We start from the raw sequence: 19,028 nt of genomic DNA, 5'->3' as shown, positions 1-19,028 counted from the left end.
GCGATCTACGCCCCGCCGGCGCGCCTCAAAATGGTGCAGTCCCCCCTCACCGCCGCGCAATTTTTTTATATGCGCCTACTCACAAATTAAGAAGATAACGAAAAGGCGCTATTGCGCCGGTGGATTCTTTAACTATATGTTAATTTTTCTTACAATAATTGTTATGGGACATAACGCATGTCGACGAAATTCAGTATTCCTATGGTCGGTATGGCTGTTTTACTGGGCGCAGCCGCCCCGGCACTGGCGCTGCCGGCGGGCTACCCGGCCGGCTACCAGCAAGTGGTGGACGGCGCGAAAAAGGAAGGCAAGGTTGTTATCTATTCCACAACCGATACCCAGGCCGCGGGGCCCCTGATCCAGGGATTCGAGGCGGCGTATCCCGGAATAAAAGTGGAATATAACGATATGAACAGCACCGAACTGTATAACCGGTATATCAGCGAGCAGGCGGCGGGCGGCAACAGCGGCGACGTTATCTGGAGCTCGTCCATGGATACCGCGCTCAAACTGGCCACCGACTATGCGCTGCAATACGCCTCGCCGGAAGTGAAAAACCTGCCCAAATGGTCGGTATGGAAGGAAAAGGCCTATGGTACCACCTTCGAACCGCTGGTATTTATCTACAACAAACGGCTGATTGCGGCCAATGAAGTTCCCGCGTCCCATGCCGCGCTGGCCAAATTAATCCAAAGCCAGCCGGATCGATTCAAAAACAAGGTCACCACCTACGACATCGAAAAATCCGCCCTCGGATTCATGCTGTCGGTACAGGATATGAAGGCCGACCCGCATTACTTCGACACCCTGGCCCAGACGGCCAAAGGAGGATTGTCGGTACAGTCGTCCACCGGCACCATGCTGGAACGGGTCTCCTCCGGGGAAAACCTGATCGGCTATAACATCCTCGGATCCTATGCCGACGCCCGCATCAAGACCGACCCCTCCATGGGCGTTTCTTATCCCAACGACTATATCCTGGTGCTCTCGCGGGTCATGTTCATCAGCAGCGAGGCGCAAAATAAAAATGCCGCCAAACTCTGGCTGGATTATGTCCTGTCGCCGCAAGGGCAGGACGTACTGGCCAATAAGGCCGATATTACCTCGCTGCGCAATGATATCGCCGGCGACAACGATCTTGACGGCATGACCAAAAAATTGGGCGGCGCGCTCAAGCCGATCCCGGTAGATGAAACCCTGCTGGAATACCTGGAACAAAATAAACGGCTGGAGTTCATCAAACAATTCCGCGCCGCGGTGAACAAATAACCGGCCGTCAGGGATCATTATGAAGACATTGCGCACTACCTGGCGGCGTTTGCCGAGAGGCGTGGTCGTGCTGTTAACCGCGCTGGTTATCTATGTACCGCTGTCATTTATCATTATCCAAAGCTTCCTGTCCGCCCCGTTCTTTTCACCCTCAAAGGTGTTCAGCCTGGGGGCGTTCCGCTTTATCTTCACCGATCCCGACTTCTATAAAGCCCTGCGCAACGGCTTTATCCTGGCCTTCGGCCTGGTGGCCATCGCCATCCCGCTCGGCGGCATCCTGGCGTTCCTGATGATCAGGACCGACCTGCCGGGCCGCCGGTTTATCGAGCCGCTGATCCTGGTGCCGGTGTTTGTCTCGCCGATGGTGCTGGCGTTCGGATACGTGGTGGCGGCGGGGCCGGTAGGCTTTTTCTCGCTCTGGGCGCAAAGCCTGGTGGGCTTTATTCCGTGGGATATCTACGCCATGAGCAGCATCGTGGTCATTGCCGGTCTGACCCACGTGCCGCACGCCTATCTGTACATTTCCTCGGCGCTCAGGAGCGTGGGATCGGATGTGGAGGAGGCGGCGCGCACGGTGGGCGCCACCCCGCTGCAGGTGATGCTCTCGGTCAGCCTGCCGATGGTGCGCCCGGCGATCCTCTACGCCTGCGTGCTGCTGTTTTTCCTCGGGCTGGAAGTGTTCGGCCTGATGCTGGTGCTCGGCGATCCCGAAGGCAACCTGGTGCTGGCCACCTATCTGTTCCAACTGACCAATAAGCTCGGCACGCCGTCCTATCATCTGATGGCGGCGGTGGCGGTAGTGCTGATTTGCCTCACCGTGCCCCTGGTCATGCTGCAGCGGCGGCTGATGCGCACCGCGAACCGCTTTGTCACCGTCAAAGGCAAAGCCGCGCAGGCCAGGCTGCTGCCGTTGGGTAAATGGCGCTGGGTGGCGGGCGTGGTGGTGGTGGCGTGGCTGACGGTCACCATCGGCGTACCGCTGGCGGGCGTCATGCTGCGCGCGTTTATCACCAACTGGGGGGTGGGGGTGGATATTTGGGCGCAGCTGTCGCTCAAGACATTCCGCCTCATCCTCGGGCAGACCAATCTGATGCGCGCCATTGTCAATTCCATCAGCATCGGCGTGATTGGCGGCGCCATCGCGGTAATGTGTTATCTGTTTATCGGCCTGGCGCTGCATCGCAAACCGGACGGCGTCACCCGTTTTATGGATTACAGCGTGCTGGTGCCCAGGGCCGTGCCCGGCCTGCTCGCGGGGCTGGCGTTTTTATGGGTGTTCCTGTTTATTCCCATGTGGCTGGATCGCTCCCTGAAAGACGGATTATTGTCGGCGCTGCCGTTTGCCGACGGGCTGCGCGAGCATTTTATCGTCTGGCTGCGATCCTTGCGCAACACCATTTTCAGCGTATGGCTGGCATACACGGTGGTTTGGATGGCGTACGGGCTGCGGCTGATCTCCTCGACGCTGCTGCAGGTGGGGCCGGAGCTGGAAGAAGCCGCGCGCAGCACCGGCGCGAGCCAGGGCCAGGTCACCCGCCATGTCACCATTCCGTTATCCCGCCACGGCCTGATCGGCTCCTGGCTGCTGATGTTCCTGATCTTCGAGCGTGAATATTCCACCGGCGTATACCTGCTCTCCCCCGGCACCGAAACCATCGGTTCGATGCTGGTGTCGTTGTGGGCGGCGGGGGCCATCGACATCGTGGCGGCGCTGTCGTTTATCAATATTTTGATTGTCGTGCTCGGACTGGGCGTCGCCTTACGTTTTGGAGTGAAAATGTATGATTGAGCTGTCGGTGGAGAACCTGCACCTGAAGTACGGCGATAATTCGGTTTTGCGCGGGGTATCGATGCAGCTGGCGCAGGGGGAGGTGGTGTCGCTGCTGGGGCCTTCAGGCAGCGGCAAGACCACCCTGCTGCGGGCGGTGGCCGGGCTGGAAAAACCCACCGAGGGCCGCATCGCCATCGGCGATACCCTGCTGTACGACGGCGCCGCCGGCGTCGAGCTGCCGGCGGAGGAACGCAACCTGGGGCTGGTATTCCAGTCCTACGCGCTCTGGCCGCACAAAACGGTATTCGACAACGTCGCTTACCCCCTTAAACTGCGTAAGGTGCCGTCCGCGGAGCTGACCCGCCGCGTGCAGGCGGTACTCGATCAGCTGGGCCTGGGGCATCTGGGCCAACGCCACCCCCACCAGCTCTCGGGCGGACAGCAACAGCGGGTGGCCATCGGCCGGGCGCTGGTCTATAACCCGCCCATTATCCTGCTCGACGAACCGCTCTCCAACCTGGACGCCAAACTGCGCGAGGAGGCGCGGGTGTTCCTGCGCGAGCTGATTATCCGGCTCGGCCTGTCGGCGCTGATGGTCACCCATGACCAGCACGAGGCGATGGCCATTTCAGACCGGATTTTATTGCTCAATAACGGCAGGATAGAGCAGCAGGGCACCCCGCAGGAAATGTACGGCGCGCCGGCGACCCTGTTTACCGCCGAGTTTATGGGCAGCAACAACCGCCTGAACGGCCGCGTGATGGAACTGCGCGAGGGGCGGGCGCGCATCGACGGCCAGGACTGGTCGCTGTGGGGCGGCGCCGGCGCGGGGCTGGCGGTCGGGCAGGAGGCGGCGGCCGTTATCCGGGTGGAACAGGTACGCTTTGCCGACGGGGCCGCCGATGCCGGGGATAATACGCTTTCACTGCCGCTGCTGACCCGCATGTACCTTGGCAACCGCTGGGAATACCTGTTCCGCACCGCCGCCGAGGGCATACCGGTGCGCGCCTATGGCGATACCGCCGCGCGCGACGGGCTGTGCCGGCTGTCATTGCCCGCCGGGCAGGTCTGGATCTTTCCTTTATAGACGTTGAACGCCGGCCGACCCCGGGCCGGATTAAAAAGTGACACCCTGTCACGTCAATATCGCCCGCCAGCGTTCCCGCTGGCCTTTTTCGTTACCACCCTCCGCAGGCCATTGACCCGGCGCTTACCCCGCCGGCGACAAAATGATTGTTTGTGATTATATAAAATCATAATTGATTAAATGTGAGCATGATCAAGGTAATCATGGCGCATATAACCTATAAAATAGCCAAGACAGGCAAGAGTAATGCGGTCAAAATGACAAAATATAATCAATATAACGACATCAGAACAGGGCGTCGGAGGCGAGGCGGGATTAATGAATATCAATAGCACCGTTATCAGCGGTTACCAGGCGCTTAGCGACATCGGCTACATTATTAAGGATAAGCGGCGCGTGCTGCTGGTGACGGATAAAAATATCGCCGCCATACCCGCGGTGCGCGCGGTGATGGCACAGGCGCGCAGCCCGGACCGCCGGGTGGATATTATCGACAGCGTGCCGCCGGAGCCGAGTCAGCATGACGTCGCGCGCATCCTGGCGTCGCTGGAGGTGCGGGACGTCGATATGGTTATCGGCATCGGCGGCGGCAGCGTGCTGGATGTGGCGAAACTGTTGTCGGTGCTGTGCGTGCCCGGCGCGCCGACGCTTGACGCGCTGCTGGCCGGCGAAAAACCGCGCGCCCGCGTCGCCTCGATGCTGATCCCCACCACCGCCGGCACCGGCTCGGAAGCCACGCCCAACGCCATACTGGCCATTCCGGAACAAGAGACCAAAGTCGGCATCATTTCGCCGATCATGCTGCCCGATATCGTGGCGCTGGCGCCGGAACTCACCACCAGCATGCCCGCGCATATCGCCGCCTCCACCGGCATCGATGCGTTATGCCACTTAATCGAATGTTTTACCGCCACCGTCGCCAACCCGGTCAGCGATAACTATGCCCTGATCGGCCTGAAAAAACTGTTCGCCAGCCTGGAAACCGCGGTGGCCGAGCCCGCCAACCTGGGAGCGCGTCTGGATATGCTGTGGGCATCCTATTACGGCGGCGCGGCGATTGCCCACGCCGGCACCCATTTGGTCCACGCCATGTCCTACCCGTTGGGCGGCAAGTACCATATTCCGCACGGCGTGGCCAACGCTATCCTGCTCGCTCCCTGCATGCGCTTCGTACGGCCGGCGGCGGTAAAGAAATTCGTCCGGGCCTACGATCTGCTGCCCACGGCCGATACGTCGCTTAACGAGGAAGAGAAATCACACGCGCTGGTGGACTATTTCGCCGCGCTGGTAAAACGTCTGCGGCTTCCCGCCAGCCTGGATGAGCTGGGGATCGCCGCCGATAATCTCTCTTATCTGGTGACGGCGGCGCTGGATGTACAGCGGCTGATGAAAAATGTCCCCGCGCCCGTGAGCGCGGCGGATGTCCGCGGCATCTACCTGGCGTTATTTCCGCAAAAGAATTATTGATTAATCAAGAGGATATTATGAACCACACTATTCAAGGCGTACTGACCGCCATCGTCACCACCTTCGACCCTCAAGGCGAATACCATCCCAAGGCGATGCGCGCGCAGATCCGGCGCCAGCTGGACGCCGGCAACGGGATTTTCTGCGGCGGCACCAACGGCGAGTTCTTCGTGCTTAACGAGCGTGAAAAGCTGGCGGTTACCGAAACCTGCGTCGATGAAACGGCGGGCCAGGCGGCGGTGGTGGCCCATATCGGTGAAATATCCACGCGCGATACCATTCGCCTTGGCCGGCAGGTGGCCAAACTGGGGGTCGACGCGGTTTCGGTGATCACGCCGTATTTTGTGCCGCTGAAACAGGATGAATTAATGTCTCACTACCGGGCGGTGGCGGACGCCCTCGAGGTGCCGGTATTCCTCTACAATATTCCGGCGCGCACCGGCAATACGTTACAGCCGGATACCGTGCGCGCCCTGGCGCAGCACCCCAATATTATCGGTATCAAGGACAGCGCGGGCAGCTACGAAAGCCTGAGTGGTTTCCTGGCAGTCGCCGCGGACATCGACGGTTTTAACGTGCTGAACGGCCCTGACTCCCTGATTCACCAGGGGTTTGTCGACGGCTGCACCGCCTGTATTTCCGGGCTGGCCAACGTCGCGCCCCGTGAAATCAACGCCATCTGGTCATTGTTCCGTACCGGCGATATCGCGGGTTCGCGCCGGGCGCAGGAAAACGTGACAGGGTTGCGCACCGATCTTTACAGCGTGGCCTTTTCTCCGGCGGCGGTGAAAAAAGCGGTGGCGCTGATGGGCCATGACGTGGGCGAAAGCCGTTACGCCGTCCGGTTCAGCGCGGAACAGGAGCAGAAGATTCGCCAGATCGTGAATCAATATCTGCAGTGATGGCGGCGCGGCACCCGGGTGCCGCCTTGTGACCTACCAGGACGCTACGATGAAAGTGATCTGCACCTCGCCCTCGTTTGCCAAATACGATGCTTCCCCCATCGACCGGCTGCTAGCACAGGGTTTTGAACTGATAATGTTACCCGCGGACGCGCCCCTTGCCGCCCTTGAGCCGCATCTGGCGGACACGGTGGCGATGATCGTCGCCTTTACCGAGGTCAACGCCGCGTTGCTCGACGCGGCGCCCGGCCTGAAGATCGTCTGCAAACATGGCGTCGGCGTCGATAATATCGATCTGGACGCCACGCGCGCGCGCGGCATTTACGTCACCAACGTACCCGACGCCAATAAGCATGCCGTCGCCGACTTTGCCTTTTCCCTGATGCTGAGCGGCGCGCGCCAGGTGACGCAGGCGGTGGCCGGCACGCGCGCGGGCGATTGGCCGCGTATTTTTGCCACCGACGTCTACGGCAAGACCTTAGGCATTGTCGGCCTGGGCAATATCGGCAAGCAGGTGGCCCTGCGGGCGCGGGGATTCGCTATGCGCGTGCTGGCGTTTGATTTTTACCCGGACGAACGTTTTGCCGCCGAACACGGCGTCGAATTCGTCACGCTGGACAGGCTGACCGCCGAAAGCGATTTTATTACCCTGCATACGCCGCTGACCGATGAGACGCGCAATTTATTCGACGCGGCGCGCATCAAGCGCATGAAGTCCTCGGCGTTCCTGATCAACGTGGCGCGCGGCGGCGTGGTTAACGAACAGGACCTGTATGCGGCGCTCAGCGACGGGGTCATCGCCGGCGCGGCCGCCGATGTGTTTACCCAGGAGCCGCTGGCCGCCCATCCGCTGTTTACGCTGGCTAATTTCCTGCCGACATCCCATATCGCCGGCTATACCGACGGCGCCATCAGCGCCATCGGCGAACGCTGCGTACAGCAGATTATCCAGTGCGTCTGCCAGCATGAGCGGCCGGTGAATATCATGAACGCGCTATAACGGCGTCGAAAAATAACGGGCGCGGCCGCCGCCTGGTATGCAATGCCGGATAATACGTTATCCGGCGACTTAAACCTCTCCTCTACAGGCTCGTTGACGATGAATACAATAGCTGCTAAATCGCGCATTCGCTGGTGGGTCGCCGGACTGATGTGGCTGGCCATTGCCATTAACTATATTGATCGCACCGTACTCTCCGCCGCTGCGCCGCACCTGATCAAAGAACTCAGCCTGAACGCGGAAATGATGGGCTTTATCATGGCTGCGTTTTTCTGGTCTTATTCGCTGCTGCAAATTCCGGCCGGCTGGTTTGCCGACCGTTTCGGCCAGAAAAAGGGGCTCGGCCTGGCGGTGGCCTGGTGGTCCATCGCCACCTCGGTCATGGGGCTGGCCACCGGGTTTAAATCCCTGCTGGCGCTGCGCCTGGCATTGGGCGTCGGCGAGGCCGCGGCGTATCCCAGCAACGCCGGCATTACCGCGCGCTGGTTCCCCGATAAGGAACGCGCCACCGTCTCCGGCCTGTTCGACAGCGCCTCGAAGTTCGGCGGCGCCGTGGCCATGCCGCTTATCGTATGGATGATTTATATGGTGGACTGGCGGCTGACGTTTATGATCATCGGCGGCATCGGCATACTGTGGGTGATCGCCTGGTATTTCATCTATACCGAAAACCCGGCGGATCATAAACGCATCAGCGCGCAGGAAGTCAGCTATATCCTGGACGGACAGGTGCAGAAACACGGCGACAAATCCGTGCTGCCGATGCGGTGGTACAAGCTGCTGCGCTATCGCAATATCTGGGCCATGTGCCTGGGCTTTTTCACCATAAACTATACCTCCTATTTCTTTATCACCTGGCTGCCGACCTATCTGGTGCAGGAAAAGGGCATGGATTTTATCAAGATGGGCATGGTGGCCGCGCTGCCGCTGATCTGCGGCATGGTGATTGAAGTGGTCGCCGGCTGGGCCTCGGATCGCGTGGTGGAGAGCGGGCGCCTGTCATTGACCGCCACGCGCAAGCTGTTCCTGACAGTCGGCCTGCTGATGGCGCTGTGCATCGGTTTCGCCCCGTTTACGGATTCCATTTTCATGACCGTGCTGCTGCTGTGCGTGGCGAAATCCGGCACCACCGTCGCGGCTTCGCAGGTCTGGGCGCTGCCCGGCGATGTGGCGCCGAAAAACAGCGTCTCCATCGTCGCCGGCCTGCAAAATACCGTCTCCAACCTCGGGGGCGCCATCGGTCCCATCGTGACCGGCGCCATCGTGGCGGCCACCGGCTCGTTTACCTTTGCGCTGGTGTTCTCCGCCGGGCTGGTGGTGCTCGGCATTATCAACTACCTGTTCCTGATGGGGAAGGTGGAGCCCATCGTCGAAGACGCCCCGGCGGGCAAACGGCCGGTGTCCCTGGGCAGCCGTGCCTAGCCTGCCGCACATCATCGCCCGGCCGCCGCCGGCGCGATGATGTGTGTTCGGATACCTGCCGTTAACCATCATGTTATGGAGGCTTTATGTCGCTTGATTCCAATAACAGCGCGGCTATGCCCGAGACCGTCGTTAACGCGAGGGCTATGGGAAAAATGCGCTTTCTTATTCTCACCGTACTGTCCGTCGGCATCGCGATCAATTATATCGATCGCGCCGCCATGAGCGTGGCGATGCCGTTTATGTCGGAGGAATTGCATTTATCCAGCACCGACAGCGGCCTGCTGTTGTCCGCCTTTTTCTGGAGCTATGTGTTATTTCAACTGCCCGGCGGCTGGCTGGTGGATAAGTGGGGACCGCGGGTAACCTTCGCCATCAGCAGCCTGGGCTGGGGCCTGGCCACCGCCGCCTGCGGCCTGGCGCACGGCATCGGCGCCCTGGTGGGGTTCCGTTTTGTGCTCGGCGCCGTCGAGGCCCCCAGCTATCCCGCCAGCGCGGCGACCGTCACCCGCTGGTTTCCGCGCCAGGAGCGCAGTTTTGCCGCCGCCACCTTTAATAACGGCAGCAAAATCGGCGGCACCCTGGCTATCCCGTTGATCTCGTTCCTGATAGCCGGGGTGGGCTGGCGCATGACCTTTGTCATTTCCGGCCTGGTGGCCGTCATCTGGGCGGCAGGCTGGTACCTGTGGTATCGCGACCCCCGCCAGCACGGCACGGTGTCGCGGGAGGAGGTGGCGTTTATCGAGGCCAACCAGGAGCAGGCCACCGGCGCGCCGATGAGCGTGCGCCAGCTCATGGCGCAGCGTACCGTGCAGGCCATGATGGCCGGCTTTTTCTGTATCAACTTTGTTTCCTATTTCTTTTTTACCTGGTTTCCCACCTATCTGGTGGAAACCTTCCATCTTTCGCTGATGAAGTTCGGCCTGCTGGGCATGTTGCCCGGTATCGCCGCCATTGTCGGCGGCTGGTGCGGGGGGCTGCTATCGGACAGCCTGGTAAGGCGCGGCGTTTCGCTGTCGGTGGCGCGTAAAATTCCGCTGGTGGGCGGTATGCTGGGCAGCTCGGTGATTGGCCTGGCCGCTTTTTCACCTACCGTCACCCTGGCGCTGTCCGCGCTCTGCTTCGCCAACTTTGCCGCGACCTTCGCCTCGGCGGCGCTATGGGCGCTGCCCTCGGACGTGGCCCCCAACCGCGCCAATGTCGCCACCATCGGCGGCATCCAGAATATGGCGGCCAATCTCGCCGGCATTATTTCACCGATACTGATAGGCGTGCTGATGCAGTTTACCCATTCTTTTGTGATTCCCCTGGTGTTGGCGGGGATCGTGGGGCTGTTCGGCGCGTTGATTTATGCCGTGTGGCTGCCCAGGGTCGAGCCGATGCGCTTAACCCCGCAGGCGTAAGGAGAGGACGATGAGCGAACAAACGCGTTGGACCCGGCGTCCGGAATACGCCACCTGGGGCGATTTTGGCCCCGACGATCAATTGGGCCGGCTTAATTTGCTGACGCCTGAGAAAGTGCGCGAGGGCGTGGCCGAGGTAAAAACCGGTCGCACCTTTTGCCTGAGCCTGCCGCTGGATCTGCCCGGCGGCACGGCGATGAATCCCAGGCGGCCGCCGCCCAGGCTTAACGCCACGCGGCGCGGCGAGCATCCCAACATGACCTATCCGCTGTCGCGCGATGACGCTCGCCTGACCGATATTATCTGCGACGACAGCGTGACGCTGGCGCTGCAATATTCCACGCAGTGGGACAGCCTGGCGCATATGGGCCAATGGTTCGACGTGCGCGGCGACGGCACGCCCGAAATGGTGTTCTATAACGGCTACCGCGCCGGTGTGGATATCATCGGCGAGCGTGATTTCCGGCCCGGCTGCGGCTGCGGCTGCGGCCAGGGCGGCCACCAGGGCGCAAAGCGGCTGGGTATTGAAAATATGGCGCGGCATGGCGTCCAGGGCCGGGCGGTGATGATCGACATCAAAAAGCATTTCGGCATCCGGCGCTTTGCCTTTGGCTATGCGCAGCTGCAACAGATCCTGGCGGCGGACAATATCGTCATCCGGCCCGGGGATATGGTGTGTTTCCGTACCGGTATGGATGAGGCTATATTTGCCATGGGCGGCGCCCCGGACGCGGATTATCTCGCACATCATTTTGCCGGCCTGGACGGCGGCGATCCGGCGCTGCGCCAATGGGTTGCAGAATGCGGCGTGGTAGCGTTAATCGCCGACAATCCGGCCGTGGAAATATTGCCGGCGCGCCCGTTGCACCAGGATTTTTATCCCTCGCATCCCCTGCACGATCTGTGCCTGTTCCGGCTGGGCGTTTACCTGGGCGAGCTGTGGCATTTAAGCGAACTCGCCGATTGGCTTTGCGCCCATCAACGCCACGCGTTCTTGCTGACCGCGCCGCCATTGCGGCTGCCGGGCGCGGTAGGCTCGCCCGTCACGCCGGTTGCCACGGTGTAAGCCGTGATAAAAAGAGATCCCCGTACCGACGTCCCGGCGACGCGGCCGGGAGGTCAGCGAAAAAGGGGCCCGGACGTCACAGCGGCACCAGATAGGCGGGAATTTGCACCTTGGGCAGCCCGAAAGCGCTGCTGAACCGCTGCAGCCAGCGTTCATCCGCACGCTGGAGATGGCGGCACAGGGTATCCGCCGCCCCCTGATGGTCATGGGCCAGCAGCAGATCGTAGATGTGCAGGTGCTCGTGCAGGGCATCCTCGATTAACGATAGCGGGATTTGCAGCACCGGATCAAATAAATAGCGGGTGGGAACAAATAAAATCCGTGTGCGCGCCAGCGTCTGCAGGATCTCTTTATTGGGGCAATACGACAATAAAATGTCGTGCAAATCGTTTTCGACCACATCCATGTTAAACCCGTCGCGCGGAAAGCCGCCCAGCGATTGTTTTACCCGGTTGCGCGCCTGCTCCATATGAAGCCTTGGCGCCCGGGGCGCGGCCTGCAGCAGGGCCGGCGGCTCGAGCAGCCAGCGGATTTCGTAGAGATGATGCGTTCGTTCCGGCGTCACCTGGGGCGCAATCCAGCGGCCGGGCGCGTCTTTGCTGACCAGCCCGACGCTGTGCATCCGGGCCAGCACATCCCTTACCACCGTGCGGCTAACGTTAAAATGTTCCGCCACGCGTTCTTCGATAATACGCACGGACGTGAAAATAATACTGGCGCACAGCGCCTGTTCCAGCTGGCCGTACATGCTTTCCCAGCGCGCTACGGCCGGGATTTTGATCATATCCAGATTGGCATGGTGCGCCACGCCGTCCGTCGCGCGCGCGCCGGCCACTTCATAACCGCGCCCCTCGACTTCCTGGATAAGCTGTTGCTCGCAGAGTCTTTTCAGCGCATGGCGCGCCGGGGAACGGCTGATGCCGAACGCCTTGGCCACATGCACCTCCAGCAGTCTTTCGCCCGGAGAGAGCCGGCCGTCGTCGATCATGGATTTCAACAGCTGATAGGCGCGATGCTGAATAGAGTGTTTATCCGTAGATTCCGACATAGCTTAATCATTTCAATGAGTACCTGTTTATCAGCATATCACAATCAAATCGCCGCCATCGGCTAGCGGCATCGTTTTTCATTATGCCGTCCCAACGCATCAAACTCCTTACGTGATCGCTCTCACATCCAGGGCATAAAAAGTGACGGATTTATCATTTCGTTAACTTTTTTTTGACATGTTGATGCATTTCGCCTTAAGTAAATGTGTTTTGTATGCAAAGTACATATTAATGCCTGCGCCGTCGCCAGCCGGTGATGGCCGGGCAAGGGGAAGACGGATGAAGATATTTCGGTGGGGAGACGCCGGGCGGGAACGGCCCGGCATGATTGACCGTCAGGGAGAGCGGCGCGATCTGGGCGGCGTAATCGACGACTGGCGCGGGGCCGCGCTTTCCTCCGGCCAGCTGCGGCGGCTGCACGGCCTGGATGCGCGCACATTGCCGCGGGTTCCGGCGCAGGCGCGTTTGGGGCCCTGTATCGCCGGGGTGGGTAAAATCATTTGCGTCGGACTGAATTATCGCGACCACGCCCGGGAGGCCGGGATGGCGTTGCCCACCGAGCCTATCCTGTTTTTAAAAGCGGCCAGCGCCATCACCGGTCCTTTTGACGCGATCGAAATTCCTCCCGGGGCGGCCAAGGTCGACTGGGAAGTGGAGCTGGGGATTGTTATCGGCCAGGACGGACGTTACCTGGAGCCGGGGCGGGTGATGGAACACGTGGCGGGCTACTGCCTGTTCAACGATGTGTCGGAGCGCGCCTATCAGCTGGAGCGCGGCGGCCAGTGGGATAAAGGCAAATGCGCCGATACTTTTGCGCCCCTCGGGCCGTATCTGGTGACGCCGGATGAGATTACCGACGTGCAGGATCTCCCGCTGTGGCTGGAGGTGGACGGCGTGCGCCGCCAAGACGGCTCCACCCGCGATATGATTTTCGGCGTGGCGGAACTGCTGGCCTATGTCAGCCGGTTTATGAGCCTGCAGGCGGGGGATATTATCGCCACCGGCACCCCGGCGGGCGTGGGCATGGGATTACGGCCGCCGGTCTATCTGGCGCCCGGCCAGCGGGTAAGGGCGGGCATCGGCGGGCTGGGCGAGCAGGATAATCCCGTCGTCGCGGCCGGGGCGGGCTTATGAAGCCGGTCATCACCTGCGTGGACGATCTCCGCCGCCTGGCACGGCGGCGCGTGCCGGGATTATTTTACGATTATGTCGACAGCGGATCCTGGACCGAGTCCACCTACCGCGCCAATAGCCTCGATCTGGCGCGGCTGCATTTCCGCCAGCAGGTCGGGCGCAATGTCGCCGATATCAGTACCCGCGCCACCATTTTGGGTCAGCCGGCCGCGCTGCCGCTGGCGCTGGCGCCCGCCGGCCTGACCGGCATGATCTGGCCGGATGGCGAAATTCTGGCCGCCCGCGCGGCGGCGGCGGCCGGCGTGCCCTACACCCTGTCCACCGTCAGCATCTGCAGCATCGAGGATCTGGCCGCCCGGCTCGCGCAGCCGTTCTGGCTACAGCTGTATATGATGAAGGATCGGGGGTTTATCGCCGATCTGATCGCCCGCGCCCGCGCGGCAAGCTGTTCCGCCCTGGTGCTGACGCTGGATTTGCCGATCCAGGGGCAGCGCCATAAGGATATCCGCAACGGCCTGTCGGTGCCGCCGGCGCTGACCGCGTCCGGCATCCTGTCCATGCTGTCGCGCCCGCGCTGGTGCGCCGCCATGCTCAGAACGCCGCGCCGGACGTTCGGCAATATCGTCGGCCATGCGCGGGGAGTCACCGATACCCTGGGTTTTGCCGAGTGGGTCAGCCGTCAGTTCGACCGTACCGTTACCTGGGACGATATCGACTGGGTGAAGCAGCGCTGGGGCGGCAGGCTGATTGTTAAAGGCATCATGGACGCCGGCGACGCCCGCCGGGCGTTCGGCGCCGGCGCCGACGCCATTGTCGTTTCCAACCACGGCGGCAGGCAACTGGACGGCGCGCCGTCCAGCATCAGCGCGCTGCGGGCGATTGCCGACAGCGTCGGGGAAGCCGGCGAAATCATCATGGACGGCGGCATCCGCAGCGGCCAGGACATGCTGCGCGCCCTGGCATTGGGGGCGGACAGCGTGATGATCGGACGCGCTTTTCTGTACGGTCTCGGCGCCCTGGGCGAGCAGGGCGTGGCCCTGTGCCTTGACATACTGCGCAAGGAGCTGGAAGCGACCATGGCGCTGTGCGGCGTCACCGCCCTCGAGCAGCTTGGTCCGGACGCCATTGTCGATTATCCCTGGCCTGCCGTCGCCTCGGCGCCGGCGCCGCGTACCCCCGCGCTTCGGTCCATCGCCGAGGCGCCCTGAACATCAACCCTGGATCCTGGAAAGGAGTGTTATATGTTTGGCGATTACAAAATGCATCCCGACAGCGGCGTCAATCCTCCCTACGCGCCGGCCTACCCCGTGGAATGGGAATGTCCGCTGCGCACGCTGGAAGTGGTGACCCGGGTCGAACGGCGCAAGGTAGAGGCGTTGCTGCGCGATACCCCTTTCGAACTGGTCAACGACCGGGTGGCGTTCCGTTTTATGCTTTCGCCCGGCCATACCCTGGCACTACACAGCGGGGAAATGTTTGATTTGATGGTCACGGTGCCGGTGCGTTACCAGTCGTTGTTTACCCAAACCCATATCTTCATGTATTGCAGCGACCCGATGGGCATCTGCGCCGGCCGCGAGCTGTTCGGCTACACCAAAAAGGATACCCACTACGCCTTCCGTGAAACCGACGACGGCCGAATCAGCGGCTGGGTGCGGCGGCGCAACGTGCCGCTGGCGGATTTCCATTTTACTCCCGACGCCGCGGCGCCGCTGGTGCTGCTCACCGACGAGGCGGAACAGCCGGCGGGCGAAATCCATGTGCGCCGCCTGCCCGATCCGGAAAAACCGGCCACCGCCTATGCCGATGTGGTCTATCGCCGCACGCCGCTGCGCTATTCGGCGCCGGTACGCGGCCATATCGACTGGACATTGCACGCCAGCCCGTTTGATCCCATCGCGGCGCTGGAGCCTGAGGTGCTGAGCGCGCATTTCATGACCTCGGATGTGTATGGCGGCGGGTTCGCCGTGGAAGATCGCCGCCTGCTGGCGCGTCTTTATCCCTGATCGCGGAGAGCACCATGATGACAGATCCGGTGGCGATTATTACCGGCGCGGGCGGCGGCATCGGCCGCGCGGTGGCGTTAACCCTGGCGCGGCAGGGATGGCGCCTGGTGCTGGCGGAACAGGAGGCGCAGGCGCTTGAGGCGTGCCGGCGCGCGTGCGCGTCGCTCGGCGCCGAAACGACGGCTGTGGCCGGCGATATCGGCAGCGAGCGCGATGTGGCGGCGCTGGCCGGCGCCGCCGCCCGTCTCTACGGCGGATGCCAGGGGTTTGTCAGCTGCGCGGGCATGGCGGGCGCCGTGCGGGAGATAAGCGACTACCCCGGCGACATGTTTCGCCAGGTGCTGGCGGTAAATACCTGCGGCACCTTTTATTGCCTGAAGTACGCGTTGCCGCTGCTGCGCCGGCAGGGCGGCAGTTTCGTGGCCATCGCCTCCACGTCGGCGATACGCGGCCGTGCCAATATGGCCGGTTATGTCGCCAGTAAACACGCGGTGCTGGGCCTGGTCAGGAGCAGCGCGCTGGAATGCGTCGGCAGCCAAGTGCGGGTCAACGCCGTACTGCCCGGTCCCACGCAAACCGCCATGATCGAGGCCATCGATCGCATGGCGGCCGAACAGGCGCCGGGCGGCGGCATCAAACGGGCGACGACGGCGCCGTACGGCACCCCCGACGATGTGGCGCAGATGGTGTCGTTTTTACTGTCACCGGCGTCCAGTCATATTAACGGCGCGTCGCTGGTCGTAGACGGCGGCGGCACCGTGGCCTGATCCCATCCCCCTGGAGGAGATGCACCATGAGTTCAAAAATTATCACGGCGCAGTATGCGCCGCGGGTGACCGCGCAGCATAAACGGGCGCTGGTCGCCGCCTGCATCGGTAATTTCATCGAGTATTTTGACTTTGTGATTTACGGCTATTTCGCCTCGGTGATCGCCCGGCTGTTTTTCCCGGCGGAAAACCAGGCCGCCAGCCTGCTGCTCACCTTTGCGGTGTTTGCCATCAGCTACGCCTCCCGTCCCCTGGGCGGTATTATCTTCGGCCATCTGGGCGATCGCTACGGCCGCAAAATACCGCTGTCGATTGCGATTATGCTGATAGCCGGCTCCACCACGGTCATCGGTTTAATGCCGACCTACGACACCATCGGCCTGGCCGCGCCGGTGATCCTGACGCTGGCCCGCTTGATCCAGGGAATCTCGGTGGGCGGCGAATACGGCGGCGCCACGTCGTTTATTTCCGAATACGCGCCGCCGCACCGGCGGGGGCTATATACCGGCTGGCAGACTTTCACCATCGGCCTGGCGCTGCTGGCCGGCGGCGGGGTGGCGACGGCGCTGACCGCCCTGCTGTCCGCCGAAGACCTGCATGCCTGGGGCTGGCGCCTGCCGTTCCTGGCGGGGCTGCCCCTGGGATTCGTCGGGCTTTATCTGCGCCTGAAGCTGGAGGAAACGCCGCATTTCGCCAAGGTGAAAAAATCCGCCGGGGTGGAAAAAGCGCCGCTGCTGACGGGATTACGCCAGGAATGGCGCGCCATCCTGATCGGCATGGGGCTGATCGCGGCGCCTTCCGCCTGTATTTATATCTATTATATTTATTCGCCCACCTATCTGTCGGTGGTGCTGGGGTTCTCCCTGGCGCAGGCGCAGCGCGCCAATCTGTACAGTCTGGCGTTCTATTGCTGCCTGCTGCCCGGGTTCGCCTGGCTGAGCGATATCATCGGCCGGCGCCCGCTGATGATCGCCAGTTCGCTGGCCATTGCGCTGGTCACTTATCCGGCGTTTCATCTGCTTAACGCCGGCAATTTTAACCAGACGGTGCTGGGGCTGTGCCTGATGAGCCTGGCGTTTGCCCCGCATTCGGCCACCGCGCTCTGCGCCATGGCGGAAATCATGCCTACCCGCATCCGCTATACCGGGCTGTCCGTCAGCCTGAATATTCCCGTCACCCTGCTGGGGGGTACCGCGCCTTTTATCGCCACCTGGCTGGTGAGCGCCACCGGGGATTTGCAGTCGCCCGCCTGGTTTGTCATCGCCGCCGCCGGCGCGTCGCTCATCGCCGCGCTGGCCTATGGCGAAACCCTGCGCAGCGGCCTGCGCCATCATTAGCCCTGGAGAAGAGGACGATAAAACCCAGCGGCAACGCCGTACGGGTCAGCGGCGGTGGTCTTGGCCATGCCGTCGCCGCCATCGCGCGGGCGCTTGCGCCGTTCTCACTCACACCGGTATGGAAATGTGATGCAGAGTACGTTATAGATATCCGTCATCACCCACCCGCTCTCCCGGACAGGAAACCGACCCATGCCAACCCCCTATGACTACCTGCAACGACACGCTTGCGAACTCCTTGGCGATATCAAGCGCCTGGTACAGGCGCAGTCGCCGTCGTTAAATAAAGCCGCGGTGGACCGGTGCGGCGCGGTGCTGCAAAGCATGGCGGTCGAGCGCCTGGGCGCGGACGCGCAGGTATACCGGCAGGAGACGCTGGGCGATCACCTGTCCTTTTCCGTCGGCGAGGGGCCCGGGCTGACCTGCATTCTCGGCCACTTCGATACCGTGTGGGAACTCGACGAACTGGAGATGGCTGAACGGGACGGCAAGCTTTTCGGTCCCGGCGTGCTGGATATGAAAGCGGGACTGGTCCAGGCGATCTGGGCGGTGCGCGCCTTGCAACAATGCGGGTTGCTGCACGGCCAACGGGTCGTCTTTATATGCCCGTCGGATGAGGAGCTGGGCAGCCCCAGCTCGCGTCAATGGATAGAGCGGCAGGCGGCCGGCGCCGATCGCGTGCTGGTGGCGGAACCGGCCGTCGCCCATACCCATGAGGCGAAAATCGCCCGCAAGGGCGTGGGCCGCTTTGATATCAGGATTACTGGACGCGCCGCCCATGCCGGCAATAATCCGGAGGAGGGCGTCAGCGCCATCCAGGAAATGGCGCATCAAATCCTGTATCTGCACAGCCTGAACGCGCCGCAGATGGGCACCACGGTTAACGTCGGGGCGGCGCAGGGCGGCGGCAAAATCAACGTGGTGGCCGACCAGGCCTACCTTGGCGTGGATTTGCGCGTCACGCATATGGCGGAGGCGGAACGCCTGCTGGCGGCGATTCACGGCATCTGCGCGACACTGCCGGGGATCAGCATCGAGATAACCGGCGGCATGTCCCGGCCGCCGATGGAACAAACGCCGCAAAACATGGCCTTGTTTAGCCAGGCGCAACGCGCCGCGCAACGGCTGGGCGTCGCGCTGGCGGGCAAGGCGGTGGGCGGCGGCAGCGACGGCAATTTCACCTCCGCGCTGGGCATCGCCACCCTTGACGGCCTGGGCGCCACCGGGGCCGGCATCCATGCCCGCCATGAACATATCATTATCGCCGATATCCCGCTGCGGGCCGCGCTGCTGGCCGAAATTATCCGCGGAGAAATCGACTGAGGCGCGGCCGGCATGGCGCCGGTAG

Annotated in this window: 16 protein-coding genes; 15 read left to right on the top strand and 1 reads right to left on the bottom strand. The window is 62.1% G+C overall.

Features of this window, described 5'->3' with window-relative positions; all coding sequences use genetic code 11:
* Positions 1 to 201 precede the first annotated feature (201 nt).
* The 9 genes from ACL2XQ_RS16490 to ACL2XQ_RS16450 all read left to right on the top strand — a co-directional run bounded on the left by ACL2XQ_RS16490 (position 202) and on the right by ACL2XQ_RS16450 (position 11,387).
* Positions 202 to 1,269, top strand: a complete 1,068-nt coding sequence (locus tag ACL2XQ_RS16490; protein ID WP_410016781.1) for an ABC transporter substrate-binding protein — start codon at positions 202 to 204, stop codon at positions 1,267 to 1,269.
* A 19-nt stretch (positions 1,270 to 1,288) separates the two neighbouring features.
* The gene (locus tag ACL2XQ_RS16485; RefSeq protein ID WP_413739460.1) at positions 1,289 to 3,058 is read left to right on the top strand and encodes an ABC transporter permease; all 1,770 of its coding nucleotides are present in this window, start codon (positions 1,289 to 1,291) and stop codon (positions 3,056 to 3,058) included.
* A complete protein-coding gene (locus tag ACL2XQ_RS16480; RefSeq protein WP_410014448.1) occupies positions 3,051 to 4,127 on the top strand; it encodes an ABC transporter ATP-binding protein in 1,077 nt (358 codons plus the stop codon). Before ACL2XQ_RS16485 ends, ACL2XQ_RS16480 begins: the two co-directional genes overlap by 8 nt.
* Before the next feature lie 318 nt (positions 4,128 to 4,445).
* On the top strand, positions 4,446 to 5,594 hold the full coding sequence (locus tag ACL2XQ_RS16475; protein WP_413739459.1) for an iron-containing alcohol dehydrogenase: 1,149 nt from the start codon (positions 4,446 to 4,448) through the stop codon (positions 5,592 to 5,594).
* 17 nt (positions 5,595 to 5,611) lie between these two features.
* Positions 5,612 to 6,496 (top strand): dihydrodipicolinate synthase family protein, encoded by an 885-nt coding sequence (locus ACL2XQ_RS16470; RefSeq protein WP_413739458.1) that lies wholly within the window; start codon positions 5,612 to 5,614, stop codon positions 6,494 to 6,496.
* 49 nt (positions 6,497 to 6,545) lie between these two features.
* Complete coding sequence (locus ACL2XQ_RS16465) at positions 6,546 to 7,496, top strand: phosphoglycerate dehydrogenase (protein WP_413739457.1); 951 nt, start codon at positions 6,546 to 6,548, stop codon at positions 7,494 to 7,496.
* Between the two features lie 99 nt (positions 7,497 to 7,595).
* Positions 7,596 to 8,918, top strand: coding sequence for an MFS transporter (locus ACL2XQ_RS16460; protein WP_413739456.1), 1,323 nt, complete (start codon positions 7,596 to 7,598; stop codon positions 8,916 to 8,918).
* 86 nt (positions 8,919 to 9,004) lie between these two features.
* On the top strand, positions 9,005 to 10,321 hold the full coding sequence (locus ACL2XQ_RS16455) for an MFS transporter (RefSeq protein ID WP_410014453.1): 1,317 nt from the start codon (positions 9,005 to 9,007) through the stop codon (positions 10,319 to 10,321).
* Positions 10,322 to 10,331: 10 nt separating this feature from the next.
* Positions 10,332 to 11,387: a cyclase family protein gene (locus ACL2XQ_RS16450; protein WP_413739455.1), complete on the top strand. Its 1,056-nt coding sequence runs from the start codon at positions 10,332 to 10,334 to the stop codon at positions 11,385 to 11,387.
* Positions 11,388 to 11,463: 76 nt separating this feature from the next.
* Here the strand turns inward: ACL2XQ_RS16450 and ACL2XQ_RS16445 are convergent, their stop codons facing one another.
* Positions 11,464 to 12,435: a GntR family transcriptional regulator gene (locus tag ACL2XQ_RS16445; protein WP_410014455.1), complete on the bottom strand. Its 972-nt coding sequence runs from the start codon at positions 12,433 to 12,435 to the stop codon at positions 11,464 to 11,466.
* Between the two features lie 280 nt (positions 12,436 to 12,715).
* On the opposite strand from ACL2XQ_RS16445, the gene ACL2XQ_RS16440 reads away from it, so the two are divergent.
* The 6 genes from ACL2XQ_RS16440 to ACL2XQ_RS16415 all read left to right on the top strand — a co-directional run bounded on the left by ACL2XQ_RS16440 (position 12,716) and on the right by ACL2XQ_RS16415 (position 19,003).
* A complete protein-coding gene (locus tag ACL2XQ_RS16440; protein ID WP_413723195.1) occupies positions 12,716 to 13,570 on the top strand; it encodes a fumarylacetoacetate hydrolase family protein in 855 nt (284 codons plus the stop codon).
* Entirely contained in the window at positions 13,567 to 14,778 is a 1,212-nt protein-coding gene (locus tag ACL2XQ_RS16435; protein ID WP_413739454.1) for an alpha-hydroxy acid oxidase, read from the top strand. Before ACL2XQ_RS16440 ends, ACL2XQ_RS16435 begins: the two co-directional genes overlap by 4 nt.
* Before the next feature lie 33 nt (positions 14,779 to 14,811).
* Positions 14,812 to 15,576, top strand: coding sequence for an acetoacetate decarboxylase family protein (locus ACL2XQ_RS16430; RefSeq protein WP_410014458.1), 765 nt, complete (start codon positions 14,812 to 14,814; stop codon positions 15,574 to 15,576).
* A 14-nt stretch (positions 15,577 to 15,590) separates the two neighbouring features.
* Positions 15,591 to 16,343, top strand: coding sequence for an SDR family NAD(P)-dependent oxidoreductase (locus ACL2XQ_RS16425; RefSeq protein ID WP_410014459.1), 753 nt, complete (start codon positions 15,591 to 15,593; stop codon positions 16,341 to 16,343).
* Positions 16,344 to 16,369: 26 nt separating this feature from the next.
* Entirely contained in the window at positions 16,370 to 17,680 is a 1,311-nt protein-coding gene (locus tag ACL2XQ_RS16420; RefSeq protein WP_410014460.1) for an MFS transporter, read from the top strand.
* Between the two features lie 192 nt (positions 17,681 to 17,872).
* On the top strand, positions 17,873 to 19,003 hold the full coding sequence (locus tag ACL2XQ_RS16415; RefSeq protein WP_413739453.1) for a M20 family metallopeptidase: 1,131 nt from the start codon (positions 17,873 to 17,875) through the stop codon (positions 19,001 to 19,003).
* Positions 19,004 to 19,028: the final 25 nt, after the last annotated feature.

Origin of the sequence: Sodalis sp. RH14, assembly GCF_047324285.1 — a bacterium.
Lineage (GTDB): Bacteria > Pseudomonadota > Gammaproteobacteria > Enterobacterales > Enterobacteriaceae > Acerihabitans.
This window is presented reverse-complemented; position numbering and strand designations above follow the sequence as displayed.